Below are 13,964 nucleotides of genomic sequence, written 5' to 3'. Positions count from 1 at the left end.
AAGAAATGGCCCCCATTTGGGAGCCATGTGATAACCATCGTCTCTAAAGCGGAAAATCTTTCCTCAGGTTATCACATGAGTTAAAATCGGCATCTCTCACGCTCGACCGCTTCTGGTCGTTCACACGTTCGGGAAACGACCGCCGGTAGGGTGACTCAACGGCCCTGCATCCCAATGCTGGCGCGGAAGTTGCGACCCAAGGCGCCCTCACTCGACCAAAACGACCGCGGAGGATAGGACATCTATGAGAGGGAAGTGTATTAACTAAGAAAGGAGGGGCCTCTATAGAGAGAACAAGGGGCCCCCTTATATATATCTCTATTTTTGGTCGTTTAAGTAGAGTAGTAGTAGTAGGGGCCCTATATTCCCCGCCATTCCGGGGATTTTCCCACTCGACCAAGTGGTCGAGCGGTGGTCGTTCGGTGGGAGTGGCCGGTAGAGCGCCGAATTCGGTGAAAACCGGGACCGGTGGCCGGCGGCGACGTTTACGGATCGGGCCGCACACATACCGGACATGACGACACCACAGAACCGGCAGCCCAAGGGGATCAACACCGGCGGACAGTTCGCCGCTGACACCCACGCAGAGTCCACCCTCCTGCTGGACCCGGCGCACCGCGAGGTCATCCTCTCCCCCGGCGACGGTGACACCTTCCCGGAACTGGCCGACGGTGACGTCATTGAGACCCTGAACGTGTCCCGCTCCGAGGACGGCTCCGGCTATTTCGTCTCCCCGGCCAAGACGGTGAACATCAAAGACCTCATCGCCGACTCGGACCCCCGCCTGCACGGGGAGACCCTGGACTCCTGGCTCGAGACGAACAGCCCCGTCATCGAGGACTTCCTCGCCGAGCGGTACCAGGCCAACCTCACCACCGACGAGGGCTGGGAGGAGATCGGCGTCGAATGCACCGCCCAGCTTCCGGAAGGGCCCCTCAGCGAAGCCCGGGTCGTGGACGCAGCGTGGAACGGCACCAAAATCGTCCAGCTGCACAACGAGTCCGACCACGGCTCCTTCGGTTCGGAGAATCTGGGCCGGCTCATCATCGAACGCGTCAACGGCTCTACCGTCCTGGTTGACCCGTATGCCGCCCGCGCTGCCGGCCTCCGCATCGACCCTGCTGAGCTGGACACGACCCTCACCACAGGCAGTCCGGTCTCCGACGCGTCCGCCGTCGCGATCGCCAAACAGCTGGGCAACCTGCGCAACACCCGCGGCGTCATCGCCTACCCCGCCGTCGGCCGTCTGGCCACCCGAGGCTACGTCGACACCACAGCGGTTGACCTGGAACTGGGGCGGATCCAGACCGCCAACGACCAGGCCATCCACCCGGACCCGCAGCTAAAACGTCGGGTCGAAGCCATGCAGTCCTGGATTCACGGGCATACGGCCTGACAGCCTGGAGCAGGTAAGTGGCCGCGTCCCCATTAAGCCCCGCGCCCCGCGTGGGGGATCGGGGCTTCAGTGTTTCCGGCCATGCCCGCACACAAAGCGGGTATGAGCTTCACTGCCACAGCCCACCCGCGCGGAGCCGCCGGCCGCTTCGTTCCCGCCTCCCATGCAGAACCCGACACCTCCCTCACCTCCAAATTTGCTCCAAACTCCGGCTTGGACTTGGAGCAAACGCGGGAAACCGTTCAGGACCGCCGGCTTGCCAGTGCCCGCGATGTCCTCGCCGAGTACCCCGACCTGGAGATCACGGACCACTCCCCTGTCCGCCAGGACACCGTCCGGCTGGAGGAGCTCGGCGATCCGCGCCTGGCGCTGGGCAACTGCTGGGCCGCCACGAACGAAGTCATCGACCAGGTGGGCGCAGCCGAATTCAATGCCGAATGGCTGGATGAGATCACCCTCTGCCGGGCCCGCCTGGGCGGGCAGCACGTCGCCATCCTTGCCGGTGACCGGGACGGGCACTACGTCATCGACTACACCGCCCGCCAGTTTCATCCGGAACTACCATTCCCGTTCGTTACAGGCGTCGAGGAGTGGAAAGCCGCCGTGGAACGCGCTTCCGGCCAGCGATGGGAGATGGACGACTGAGGTTCCCCGGGGACGGTGCCTGCGCAATCTGAAGCCCGGCCGCACACGTTGAAGGTATGCCACTTCCAAAGAAGCCACTGCAGAGTATCGACCGCCAGCCTCAGGGTGTCCCGGTCGGCGGCCAGTTCGCCGCCACCACCCACTCCGAACCCGACGTCACGCTAACCGCCGGAACGCCAGTCTTAGGCGGCAGCGGCGGAGACGGAGGTCTTCCTCCCATCGGCGGGTCAGGTCGCCCCGGTGATGACGAGGAGCGCACGGCCAGCCAGAACATCGTGTTCACCGCCGCAAGCAAGCACAAGCAGCTCAGGCTAGCCCGAACCATCAGCCTCTCATCCGACCACCGGGGTAACCTCCGCGTCGACGATGTTGCCGGCCCGGACGGGAAGTCCATCCAGCTTGACTACCGCAATGCACCTCTTGCCGGATCACTGCAATTGGAAATCAACGCCAACGTCCCCGGCGGCCGCGGGCTCCCGGCCCACCACATCATCGGTGACCAGAAGTCCGTATCGATCGACGCGCCCGCGTTGCTCAAGAACGAAATCAAGATCGTCGGCCTCGGGAAGCGCCAACCCTAGCCACCGCCACGAACACCTGACCACCAGAACTTGCCCGCGCTGGGCCTCTCAGCGCGGGCAAGACGCATTTCAGGGCGTTTCACGCCGGCCTGCGCCGATCCTTGCGCCGCCGCACACAGACAGGGCATGACCGATAACGTTTCCCGCCAGCCAAAGGGAATTCCCGTCGGCGGCCAGTTCGCCGCCACCGCCCATTCCGAACCCGAACTCGTTCTGGGCCTACCCGAACATGACGTCCACTTCGATCCCGACGGCACTGAATGGGATTGGCGCGACCCGGAAGCGACCATCCTTGAGGCCGGCTCCGTGAACGAGGTCGGCATCTGGATCCACACCGATACGGCAGCTCAGGGTGTCTTCAACTACGACATTGTCGACTACCGCAACAACGCCGTGGTCGGGCGCGGCAGCGCCGGCACCTTGCACGACGCGAAGGAAGCGGCCAAGGATGACCGCTACAAGATGGCCAAGTACGCATCGCGATTCAGCATCCACGAAGGGTCCCGGACGCCCTGGGGCAAAGCCGACGGGGTCATCCACCTCGCCCCCGGTATCGCCACAGTCTTCACGCCCGGCCACGGCGGTGTGAAACTCTCCCCCGCACGGAACAAGGAGGTCGACCCGGTGTGGCGTAGCTCCAACTCCTGGTACGAGGAGGATTGCGAGTGGGCGATCACCGCGATCACACACCGAGAGGCCTACTCCGAGGAACACCAGAAGTACGCGCACCAATCGGCCCGCCGCTGGTACCCGGATGAATACGAAGCGGTCGTCGGCAAGGACCCGGCCCGCTACGGCGTCACGGACTACCAGCCGATCGCGCCGGGCGAATCCAGCATCCGGGACGAGAAGGTCTTCTTCGCTGCCAACGCCGACAAGGTCCAGCGCGCCTTCTCCGCGTCCTACTCCAAGGACCGCCCCGGCATGACCGAGGTAGTCGTCTCCGACGTGACCTCCACCGGCGCCCGGACGGGCGAGCCCCGGACCGTGGTGATGCCCAACGACGAATACAACGCCCTGGGCAACTTCCGCACCATCCCCAAGGACGCCGCCTACGAAACACTCAAGGAGAACTGATATGACCATCACCCCGAGCCGCCAGCCGGCCGGCGTCCCCGTCGGCGGACAGTTCGCCGCGATCACCCATTCGGAACCCGAGTTGGCTCTGCCGGCGAAAGTGACGCCGTTCCACGACGCGGACGGAACGGACTGGGAGTTCGGCGGCGACGAATACACCGACATCTACACTTCGTTCACGGATGGCATTGAAGCCCACGTTTCCGTCGACATCCGTGAGGGCGGCGCCCGGGCCAAGGTCATCGACCGTCGTGGCCCACTGCCCCGGATGCTCGCCAACCAGCAGCACTTCGATTCCCTGGACGAGGCCAAAGCCCACGCGAAGTCGGTCCGCAGCCGGGCCGTCACCTACGGGACCAATGGGCTCTCCGTCGGCGGCGACTCCCCCTGGGGCGAGATCCAAGAAATCGAGGCAATGGCCCCGGGCATGGATGTGGCCTACACGGCCGGGCACGGCGGGCTCAAGCTGACCCCGGAACGGAACGCTGAAGTCGACCCTGCATGGCGCGAAGGCTCCTGGTACGAAGAAGACTGCGCCTGGTCCAAGGCCGTCCTCACCCATCACGCGGACCTCCCCGAGGACTACGTCACCTCCGCGCACGAGACCGCCCGCCGTTGGTACCCGGACGAGTACGAGGCAGTCGTGGGCAAGGACCCGGCAAAGTACGGCCTCCAGGAGTACCGACCGATCACCGCATCGGAATCCCACATCATTGCGGACCGGCACTTCTTCGCCGCACGGGCCTCCACCCACGACAAGGTCCAGGACGTCCAGCGGGACATCGAAGGCCACCCCGGCAAGATCGCCGTCACACTCTCCGACATCCCGGCCGACGGCCGCGAAACCGGGGACGACCAGGCCAACGTCCGGACCATCCTGGTGCCCGAAGCGGAATGGAACCTCGCGCACACCGAGAAGCTCACCTTCCCGAAGACCGACAAGTACGAGACGCTCCCACCTGGCGCGTAGCTGCACCTTCAACACCGACGCCGCCCTGATCCCGCACCTGGGCGGCTTCGGTGTTTCCGCTGGCCGGCCGCACACAAACAGGGCATGACCACTGATAACGCAGCACGCCAGCCGAAAGGCATCCCGGTGGGCGGCCAGTTCGCCGTCACCGCACATGCAGAGCCCGAGCTCAGCCTCACCGCCCCCAAAGTCACCTCCCGAGGCCGGACCACGAACGTCACCCTCCCGGACGGGACGGTCGCGACCCGCACATCCAAATCCAAGGAATACAGCCACGCCATCGTTCTCAGCCCGGAGATCCCCGAACTGGTCATCGCCAACCGTGAAGCCCAGATCGCCGGTGCTCAGGCGGCTATTACCGCCCGCGAGGAGGCCCTGAAGGATCCGAAGTTCACCAAGAAGCGGCGTTTCAATGACGACCGCGACCCGGACCTCGACTACAAGGGCGAACAGGTCTACTACGGCTTCGAATACAACCTCAAGTCCGCCGACGGCAAGACGATCTTGGAAACGATGCGGGGCAACTCCAAGGGCGACACTCAGGGCTGCTACGACCCCGAAACCTTCGACTACGACGTCAAGAAGCTCGGTCGTGTCGTCCCGCAACTGAAACTCCACACCCTGGAGCTCATCAACCAGGCCAAGGAGACCATCGCTGCAGCGGAGAAAGACATCGAGGCCGTGAAGAACGGTACCTACAAGCTCGGTGGCTACGGCGTCCCGGCATGGTCCTCACGCCTGGACCTGGCACAAAAAGCCGCCAACCAGTACGCCGGCTGGACCCGCCGCGCAACCGTCACACCGGTCGACCAGTAGCCACTGGCAGGGGGTCGGGGTCCCGACCCCCTGCGCGCGCCGCAGGACCCGGGTTCCTGCGTCGATTCGCTGGCCGCCGCACACAAACAGGTTATGAGCACAGAGACCACCGCCCGCCAGCCACGAGGCATTCCCGTCGGCGGCCAGTTCGCCGCGACCACCCACTCCGACTACGTCGTAGAACTGAAGCGTCCCGTCATCGAGGACATGTCCTTCGACCACGCCGACAGCCCCTTCGACATTGAACGCGACGGCGTCGGCATGTACACGATCTATGCCGTGGACGACGAAGGCACCGAGATCTCGTCCTTCACCTACTACGGTGACCCTTCCGACCGGACCGGGCTTGAGGCTGCGGCGATCACCGCTCTCAACAACCAGCACGAACGCCTGGCGCCCGTGTCCGCACCGGGAGCACACGTGCTCTGGACCGACCCGGACGGCGGAAAGGTCCACCAGGGCAAGGTTCTCACCTCCAAGGGTGAAATCATCACTGTGGCCCTCACCTCCGGAGGCGAGGCCGAAGTCTTTGGCAGCGAACTCTCCGTGGATGAAGCCGCCACACAGGTCCACCGGGATGCCATCTCAATGATCGACACCCCGCTCATCTGGACTGACCCGGCGACCGGAGAGAAGATCCTCGGCCGTTCCCTCGGGGAGATCGGCGGCGACAAGATTGCCCTCCAGGTGCCGGCGGTGGGCGGCTTCACCGTCGCCAAGGCCACGGACCTGGAACTGGCACCGCCCGCGCCGCCGGCACCCCCGGTGAAGCTCGCCGAGACAAACCGGCGGATCCGCGGCCACAACTTCTACGCCCCCAAGACCATCCTGTCTAAGGTCCCGGCGCTCGGCGCCACCAGCGATGTCCCGCTGGAGGAGAAGAAATTCCACCTGCACTACTTCACCGGCGGCGCGGCCAACTGGTACATCGCCGAATTCGACCCGGCCACCGGTAGGGCCTTCGGACTCATGGACCCTTCCGGCCGCGGCGACGGGTCCTGGGGCTATGTTTCGCTGCCCGAACTGGAAACCTTCAATCCGTCCGGCTACCGCGTGATCGAGCGCGACTGCTATTTCTCCCAGGGCAACCTCACCCACATCAACCGCAACAACTAACCCGAGCCCGCCAGGAGAGATTCACCTTGAGTACAGACCGCACCCGCCAGCCGAAAGGCGTTCCCGTCGGCGGCCAGTTCGCCGCGACCAGCCACGACGAAGCCGGGGTCACCCTGACCGCGCGGGCACCTGCATTGCCCGGGCTCGCCCCCTACGGCGAGGTGCCGGCGCCACTGGAAACCCAGACCCTGGCCGACGGTTCGCCGGCCGGAGCGACCTTCGAAGAGTCGTACCGCACCTTCTTCCGCGACCTGGACGACCATGAAGCAGCCCACGGATCCTACGAACCGCAGAAGCCGATCTCAGAGGCCGACATCCTCGACCTCGCCGGCATCGGCGACGCCAACCTGGGTCGTCACCGCGGCACCTACCTGGAACGTGACGACACCGGCGACCCGGTCATCGTCGTCCATACCCGCAACGGTGGCGGAAACCGGGAGTGCTACGAGGATGACTGTGACGGCAACTGCACCGGCTGCATCCAGACCGACTCCATCCCGGCGCTGCCGACCTACCTGCGTGACGAGGACGACGACGGGGACTTCACCTACGCCAACAATTACTTCCGCCCGCTCGACCCCGCGGCTGGCCTGGCAGCCATTGAAGCCGAAGAGCGGCTGGCGCACCTGAACCGGCTGGACTACTACCGCACAGCGATCACCGATGGTACCCAGCCGCCGTGGGTGGTGCTCTCCCCGGTGCGGCCCAAGGAGGATCGCGACAAGGTCTACGACCGGCTGGCCCAGGCACGCCGGGATTCCGGCCAGCACGCCAGCCGCCGCCGGGTTGCCGATAATGTCATGGCTGCAATCGAGGCTGGCCAGAAGCTTCCGGCCCTGAATATGATGCGGATCCCGAACGAAAAGTTCTCCTATGACCGGGCCGTTGCCAGCCGCGACCAGGTTGCACTGGACGCCGCCGAGGCGCGCACTGCCTGCGATGTCCTGGGTGCCGACCTGAAACACTCGCTCCCGCCCACAACAGCGGCCCTGGTCCAGCGTGAGCACGCCAGGCTCCAGGAGGACGCTTTCCGCCGCGAGGCTCAGGTCACCGAGAACGAGGCGAAGATCCAGCACGCCGGCGGTGTCATGCGGAGCTGGGCCTGGACAATGAGGGAGCAGGCGGACAAGGCGGATGCGGCAGTCACGGCCGCCGAGGAGGAGCTGAAGGACTTTGACTGGTCGGCAAGCTGGCCGGGAGCCGTCGATGACTGCCCGCAGCGGCCTTAAAAAGTGAAACCTGCCCGGGCATCCCCCCAAGAGAATGATGCCCGGACAGGTTGATCTAGGCGGCCTGCTGACTGCGTCCGGTGCGATGGTCAGAGTTCTGGACGCAACGCGGACTGGCAGATGCGGAACAGGTCGGGCACAGGGTGAGATCCGCCAAATCCCACCCCGCCCTGCATGCCAGGCGCATACTCGCACTCACATGAAAGTCGGTGCTGAACCTGGCGTTGGACGGACACTCCTGAGCCTCGCCGTCACATGAGATGACGACTCGCTGAGACGTTAAGACCCCCATTGCTGCCTTTCCGGATACGCACCACACTGCTGCGGTCAGCCCGGCCCCCTGCCGGGAATGAAAATTGGACATGTCCAATTTCTCTGCCCTTGAAGAGTAAGCGAAGAGAATTGAACATGTCCAATCTGGTATTGTCGTATCCGAAATCTGTATGGGGGAGCAGTACCGGCCAAGGCCGGGTGAACAAGGAGCAACACTATGACGGCTGATAAACCGACAGGTCTATCGCCCAGCGAAAATTTAGCCCGGAAGATCAATCTTCTGATGGACACCGCGGAAGCAGAAGGCCGAAAAATAGCCTTCAACGACGTCCGTGACGCCATGAACGCCGCAGGCACCAAGATTTCCCGGGGCCGCTGGCACTACATGCGCGCCGGGACGGGACCGGTCGTAAAAAACGTCGAACTGCTCCAAAACCTCGCCAAGTTCTTCGGGGTCAACGAGGGGTACCTTCTTGATTCGGACGAAGCGCTGCCAGCCCGTGTCGAAGCGCAGCTGGACCTCCTGACCACGATGCGCGCCAAGAAGGTCCGGAACTTCGCCGCGCGCCAACTGGACGGCCTGTCACCTGAAACGTTGCTCCAGATCAGGGACCTGATCGACAAGCAACTCGCTGCGTCCCCGCAGGTGCCAGCTACCTCCGGGACCGATTGATTTACCCTCTTCCCCGCATCTCAGACTGGTACCCTGAAGCGTCGGGACTGGTGGCGGGTCCCGGGTCTCACTTCTGCTAAACAAGGAATGCTTTTCATGGACTATGGTGCTGCGCGGGAACGGGCCAAATCCGCAGAACTTCAACTGAATCTCCGGGAACCGGTGACTCTGCAGTCCACCCACCGACATCTGGAAAAGATGCGCGGCCGTCAAATCCTTGTCCAGCCGATGGACAACCCGGACGACAAGGTCTGCGGACTCTGGTTCGGACTGGACGACGTCGACGTGATCTTCCATGCACACGCCGCCTCCGAAGTGCACCGCCAGCAGATCGTGCTGCACGAATTTGCCCACATGATCCTCCGCCACGAGCAGGAGGAGATCTCACCCGAGGTGGTCCGCAACTTCTTTCCCGACCTGGATCACGACCGTGTCATCAAGGCGTTGAAGCGCACTGACTTCCTCGACGAGTTCGAGGTGACGGCGGAGCTGCTCGCAGACCGGCTCGCGGCCAGGATCCGTCAATCCCAGCGGCGCAGCGCGGGCGGCCAGCCCGGTGCGTTCGGGACCATCTTCGGATGATTCAACTGCTCATGGCTGCCGCCCTGGCTATTCTGGCCGCGGCGCGGCTTCCGGTGCTGATCCGCAACCGGCAGGACACCGTGTTCGGCGCCGCCGTCCTCGCCGGCTGCTCGGCACTGCTGACCAACACCACCGCCTACTCGTTCGTGGACCTCCTGCTCGGCGGCATCAACCTTGCCCGGCTCCTGATGCAGATGCTGATGGTCCTGGGTCTTTGGGCACTGCGGAAAGCTGTCCTGGATGCCGTCGCACCGACCCGACGAAGACGTGCTCTCGTACGCGGAATCCCCCTGTTCCTTGCACTGGGCCTGCAGACCACCTTCTTCCTACTCCTCGGACCAACCACTACGACCACCACCTGGGGCGACGACCACGAAGGCTCCGTCATCGGAGCACTGTTCTCCGTCGTCGGCATCGCCTTCATCTCCTGGGTCTGCGGCGAGATCGCCGTCGTATGCTTCAAAGTCATCCCCGGCATGAGGGGCGTCTTCAGGCCCGGATTCACCATGGTCGCCGTCGGCTGCGCCATCGGTTCGATCACCATGGCCTCCATGACGGCAGGGGTAATCTCCGCCGCATATCCGCCGCTGGCCGCGTTCAACTGGAAGAGCCCCGACGGCTACCGGGCCCTGGAACTGCTCAGCATCGCCCTGGTCGGCATCGGCCTGACACTCACTGCCGTCACCGGACACCGGCGCCGGGTCCGGATCGCACGCTGGGAGCGTGAAGCGTTCGCCTCCGTCGAACCCATCAGGGAGGATGCGCTCCGTAAGGCAGGGCTGCAGCGGACCCTTGAATCAGACTCCACCGCGCCGCTGCAGGACCGCCTGCACCGGATGATCGTGGAAATCTGGGACGCCGACCTCGCCTTCGGGGAGCGGTCCCTGCTCACCGCGGAACAGAGGGCATATCTCCTTCAGGTGGAACAGAAACTCGAGCTCGAACATGCCGGCTGACCTCGCCGCCAGTAACTCCAATCTTTCTCGCTGAACGGAACCCCTTGATACTCACCCACCCCAGCCGGACGGCCGCACGCAACACCACCGACGCGTTCGACCTCTACCGGGACATGGTCCTTTACACGTTCAAGACGGAGATCAGGGCAGGGTTCTTCGTCGCGTATTACCGCAACTTCGCCGTTCCCTCCATCGCCAAGACACTCTTCGACCGCGGCGAAACCACCGCCCGCCCCATGAAACGCTCGTACGACACCGGCATCGTCATCCACGAGATCATCGTCAACGGCTTCGGCAGTGAACGCGGAGACCGGATGGTCGAACTGCTCCGGCGCGTTCACAAGGGTGTCCCGGGCAGCGCCGAGGATTTCCGGTACGTCCTCATGACGCTGCTGGTCATCCCGCTGCGCTGGATTGACGCGCACGGGTGGAGGAAACTCACCGACGCTGAGCGGGACGCCGCCATGGCGTTCTACACGGAGCTGGGCCGGCGCATGGGCCTGGAACCGGCGCCTGTGACCTTCGCTGCGGCCGCCGCCTTCCTGGACGACTACGAATCCCGCCACCTCGCCCCGAGCCCGGAGGGCGCCGCACTGCTGGACGCCACCGCCGAAGCCCTCTCCGTACGCCTCCCCGGCCCGCTCAAGGACCGCACCAGGGCCGTCATCGCCCTGCTGATGGACAAGCCGGAGGTCGTCCCGGCGCTGGGCCTGAAACCGGCACCGCGCTGGCTGAAATTGGTCTTCGACCGCCTCCTGCAAGTCAATGCGCTCCTTACCAGGGCCCGGCCCATCGCCGCGGAGCCGTCCTTCACCCCCGGCAAGTCCGGTAGGTCCGTCTACCCGGGCGGCTACCAGCTGGATCAGATCGGCCCCCACTCCCCGGAGTAAGCCCCTCCCCGTGTCCTGGCCGCGGGGGTGTTGTAATTGCTGGATGACGGACTACTTCTCTGGACCCAGCACCGCACAGATGCGCCTGACGATGCTCCTCATCGGAGCGGCGGCGCTGGTTGCAGCTATCTTCAGCGCCACCCACATCATCGAGGCCAGCGCCGTGGCTCCGCACGGCAACCTCGTGACAACACAGTGCGGCAGCGCCTATGCCCCACAGCCAGCGAGTAGTTTCTTCCCCGATCTGGCCGCTTCCTGCGCGGCAGCCATCGGGATGTGGCCCTTCGCGGCCACGGCCCTGTTCGCCGTCGCTGCCGTCGTCCTGGTCCGTTTTCTTTACATGATGATCGGGCCCAAGACGCAGGCGGCCTAAGCTCGCGGGCGGGCTTCCCGGTTTGGGGTCCAGCCGCACACAGATAGGGCATGACCGAAAACATCACCCGTCAGCCCAAGGGGATCCCTGCCGGCGGCCAGTTCTCCGCGACCGCCCACACCGAACCGGTCACCGCCCTCGCCGGAGCCGATGACCAGGCTGTCCTGGCAGAGATGGGTGCCGCGGCACGCGCCGGCTTCCCCCACTCCTCGGCGGCACACATCGCCGCGCTGCTGAAGAAGAGCCCCGAAGCGGTGTACGACGAGAACGTCGCCACGCTGGCCGCCGCTAATGCCTGCACCTACGAGGACATCCACGGCATCAACCAGGTCTTCAACCACGGCGAACGGCCGCTGCGCGTCACCGGCACCGGCGACGGACTCCCTGACGAACTCGCCGCGGCCGGCCTGACCGGGGAACTCTCCCCGTACACCGGCAACAACCCCGACATCGCCGAGGGCGCCTGGGCCTACAAGTCCCCCACCGACCGGGAGCTCGTACTCAGCCGCACCCAGGGCGGCGGCTTCATCGTCTGGCATGAAGACCGCTACGACGAGGGCTCCTTTCACCTGGAGACCGAGCCCGAAGATGTCACCCCAGAATCGAATGTCGAGTCCGTCAAAAGTGCCCTGTGGGACCTTGCTGTCACCGACGCGAACTACGGCTCGCCCACGCCGCTGCAGACTGGTGACTTCTACGAACTGCGGGACGTCCGTCTGGAACGGGACACCTCCGGCCAGCTTTACGCCGAAATCATCACCAGCAACGACGACGCCATGTGGACAACGGTCAGCCGCAACTTCGCTACCGGCACCCTCACTGTGGACCGTGACGGTGTCTTGCTGACCGGACCGGCAGCGGACCTCGAGATGGCAGCCGTCTTCGAGGGGCTCGGTAGTGAGCCGGACAACGGCGACTTCGGCTCCCACGCCACCAAGGTCTTCGGCAACCTTCTCAACCAGGCCGCCGTGGACCCTGACGCCCCGCGCTGGGCCGCCCAGCTCGCCGCGAAGGAGACTGCACGATGACCGAGACGCGCCAACCGAAAGGCATTCCGTCCGGCGGACAGTTCGCACCCGGTACCCGAACCGAGCCTGATGTGAGGATCCGCTACCCGCACGGGACCACCAGCGAACAGCTCGAGACGGTCACCGCCTTGCTTACCGTGGACGAGGCCCGCTGGGAAGAACAGAAGGCACAGCGGGCCAGCCAGTCCGAGGCGAGGACCACCCGCCGGCGCCGGCTCTCCGGCGTCCGGGCTGCAGCGCAACTGATTGCCGAGTTCCCGGATGCCGCGTACGTGGACTACACGCGGGACCCGATCAACGGCATCACGACGCTGGAGAGCATCGAAGACAGCGAGGGGTACACCCTCTATGACGCCAAAGACATGGACGGGCCCGTCTTCGCCGGCAACGACCGGGACAGCCGCCGCCGGATCGCAGCCCGCCAGGGAGTCGGCAAACTCCGGGGTGTCAACCCGCCACCGAACCACACCGACCAGGGCATTTCCGTCCGGGAAGGCGACACGGAACGGATCCACCTGCCCACCGCACTGGAGGACGGTCTTGTCCTGCTCGAAGCCGAGCAACTGAGCCCGCAGCAACTGTCCGAGCAGCGCGTCACCGAAGCCATGACCAACTGGTCTGACACGGACGAAGAACCGCAGACCATGGTGCGGGACATGCTCACCGACCTGCGGCACTACGCCGCGGCCAACAACATCGACCTGGGCCAAGCCCTGGACGGCTCCTACCAGGTGTTCCTCGAAGAGCACCACGACCCCGCATTCAAGGAAGGCTTCTAATGACCATCGCCCGCCAACCCCAAGGCATCCCCGTCGGCGGTCAGTTCGCCGCCACCACCCATGCAGAGCCGGAGAGCGCGTCCCTGATCGGTGTCCGCATCGGCGAGCCCCGCGAGATGACCCGCGAGGAGCTCGTCATCACTGGCCAGGATGTTGAGGGCAACCCGTCCCTGTCCGAAGTGACCCGGCAGGTCCACCACAGCCGCCGGCAACTCGCCGAGGCAGTCAAGGCGATGGATCAGACCATGCTGAACGCCACCGTCGTGCACGTACGCCAGATCCTCCCCGGCGCCAAGGAACTCCGCATGCGGTCCACCCGCCTCGGTGACCAGCAGATGGTCCCGACCTTCGTCCGGACCGCCGACGACAACTTCCTGGGTGCGAACTACGACAAGGGACCGAACGGTGACTGGGCGCACCGCAGCGTCGAAGGTGCCGACCCTGGATCCGTCACGGAGGCGCTGGCCGGCATCACCGCGCACAGTGACATCTGGGACACCGATCCCCGCTGCGATTACGACCCGCAAACCGAAGAGCACATCATCTACCTTGACGGCCGCCGCCGCCATGAAAGCTGAGG

16 protein-coding genes are annotated in these 13,964 nt (G+C 64.9%); all 16 read left to right on the top strand.

Annotated elements, in window-relative coordinates; all coding sequences use genetic code 11:
- Positions 1-514: 514 nt before the first annotated feature.
- The gene (locus ABIB45_RS03355; RefSeq protein WP_354214516.1) at positions 515-1,396 is read left to right on the top strand and encodes a hypothetical protein; all 882 of its coding nucleotides are present in this window, start codon (positions 515-517) and stop codon (positions 1,394-1,396) included.
- A 102-nt stretch (positions 1,397-1,498) separates the two neighbouring features.
- Positions 1,499-2,041: a hypothetical protein gene (locus ABIB45_RS03350; RefSeq protein WP_354214515.1), complete on the top strand. Its 543-nt coding sequence runs from the start codon at positions 1,499-1,501 to the stop codon at positions 2,039-2,041.
- A gap of 56 nt (positions 2,042-2,097) precedes the next feature.
- Positions 2,098-2,622 carry a hypothetical protein gene (locus ABIB45_RS03345; protein WP_354214514.1) on the top strand — a complete coding sequence of 175 codons (525 nt, stop codon included), beginning with the start codon at positions 2,098-2,100 and terminating at the stop codon, positions 2,620-2,622.
- Positions 2,623-2,748: 126 nt separating this feature from the next.
- Positions 2,749-3,699, top strand: a complete 951-nt coding sequence (locus ABIB45_RS03340) for a DUF7007 domain-containing protein (protein ID WP_354214513.1) — start codon at positions 2,749-2,751, stop codon at positions 3,697-3,699.
- Between the two features lies 1 nt (position 3,700).
- Positions 3,701-4,669, top strand: coding sequence for a DUF7007 domain-containing protein (locus ABIB45_RS03335; protein WP_354214512.1), 969 nt, complete (start codon positions 3,701-3,703; stop codon positions 4,667-4,669).
- Between the two features lie 84 nt (positions 4,670-4,753).
- On the top strand, positions 4,754-5,485 hold the full coding sequence (locus ABIB45_RS03330) for a hypothetical protein (protein ID WP_354214511.1): 732 nt from the start codon (positions 4,754-4,756) through the stop codon (positions 5,483-5,485).
- A gap of 93 nt (positions 5,486-5,578) precedes the next feature.
- Positions 5,579-6,601: a DUF2958 domain-containing protein gene (locus tag ABIB45_RS03325; protein WP_354214510.1), complete on the top strand. Its 1,023-nt coding sequence runs from the start codon at positions 5,579-5,581 to the stop codon at positions 6,599-6,601.
- Between the two features lie 26 nt (positions 6,602-6,627).
- Positions 6,628-7,830, top strand: coding sequence for a hypothetical protein (locus ABIB45_RS03320; protein ID WP_354214509.1), 1,203 nt, complete (start codon positions 6,628-6,630; stop codon positions 7,828-7,830).
- A 556-nt stretch (positions 7,831-8,386) separates the two neighbouring features.
- Complete coding sequence (locus tag ABIB45_RS03315) at positions 8,387-8,776, top strand: hypothetical protein (protein ID WP_354214508.1); 390 nt, start codon at positions 8,387-8,389, stop codon at positions 8,774-8,776.
- Positions 8,777-8,872: 96 nt separating this feature from the next.
- A complete protein-coding gene (locus tag ABIB45_RS03310) occupies positions 8,873-9,358 on the top strand; it encodes a hypothetical protein (protein WP_354214507.1) in 486 nt (161 codons plus the stop codon).
- A complete protein-coding gene (locus ABIB45_RS03305; RefSeq protein ID WP_354214506.1) occupies positions 9,355-10,314 on the top strand; it encodes a hypothetical protein in 960 nt (319 codons plus the stop codon). The genes ABIB45_RS03310 and ABIB45_RS03305 overlap by 4 nt, the downstream gene beginning before the upstream one ends.
- Positions 10,315-10,358: 44 nt before the next feature.
- On the top strand, positions 10,359-11,204 hold the full coding sequence (locus ABIB45_RS03300) for an oxygenase MpaB family protein (protein WP_354214505.1): 846 nt from the start codon (positions 10,359-10,361) through the stop codon (positions 11,202-11,204).
- A 43-nt stretch (positions 11,205-11,247) separates the two neighbouring features.
- Positions 11,248-11,577, top strand: coding sequence for a hypothetical protein (locus ABIB45_RS03295; RefSeq protein ID WP_354214504.1), 330 nt, complete (start codon positions 11,248-11,250; stop codon positions 11,575-11,577).
- Positions 11,578-11,627: 50 nt separating this feature from the next.
- Positions 11,628-12,605: a hypothetical protein gene (locus ABIB45_RS03290; protein WP_354214503.1), complete on the top strand. Its 978-nt coding sequence runs from the start codon at positions 11,628-11,630 to the stop codon at positions 12,603-12,605.
- Entirely contained in the window at positions 12,602-13,384 is a 783-nt protein-coding gene (locus ABIB45_RS03285; RefSeq protein WP_354214502.1) for a hypothetical protein, read from the top strand. The genes ABIB45_RS03290 and ABIB45_RS03285 overlap by 4 nt, the downstream gene beginning before the upstream one ends.
- The gene (locus tag ABIB45_RS03280) at positions 13,384-13,962 is read left to right on the top strand and encodes a hypothetical protein (protein WP_354214501.1); all 579 of its coding nucleotides are present in this window, start codon (positions 13,384-13,386) and stop codon (positions 13,960-13,962) included. The genes ABIB45_RS03285 and ABIB45_RS03280 overlap by 1 nt, the downstream gene beginning before the upstream one ends.
- Positions 13,963-13,964 lie beyond the last annotated feature (2 nt).

The organism is Arthrobacter sp. UYCo732 (assembly GCF_040547265.1).
Lineage (GTDB): Bacteria > Actinomycetota > Actinomycetes > Actinomycetales > Micrococcaceae > Arthrobacter.
This window is presented reverse-complemented; position numbering and strand designations above follow the sequence as displayed.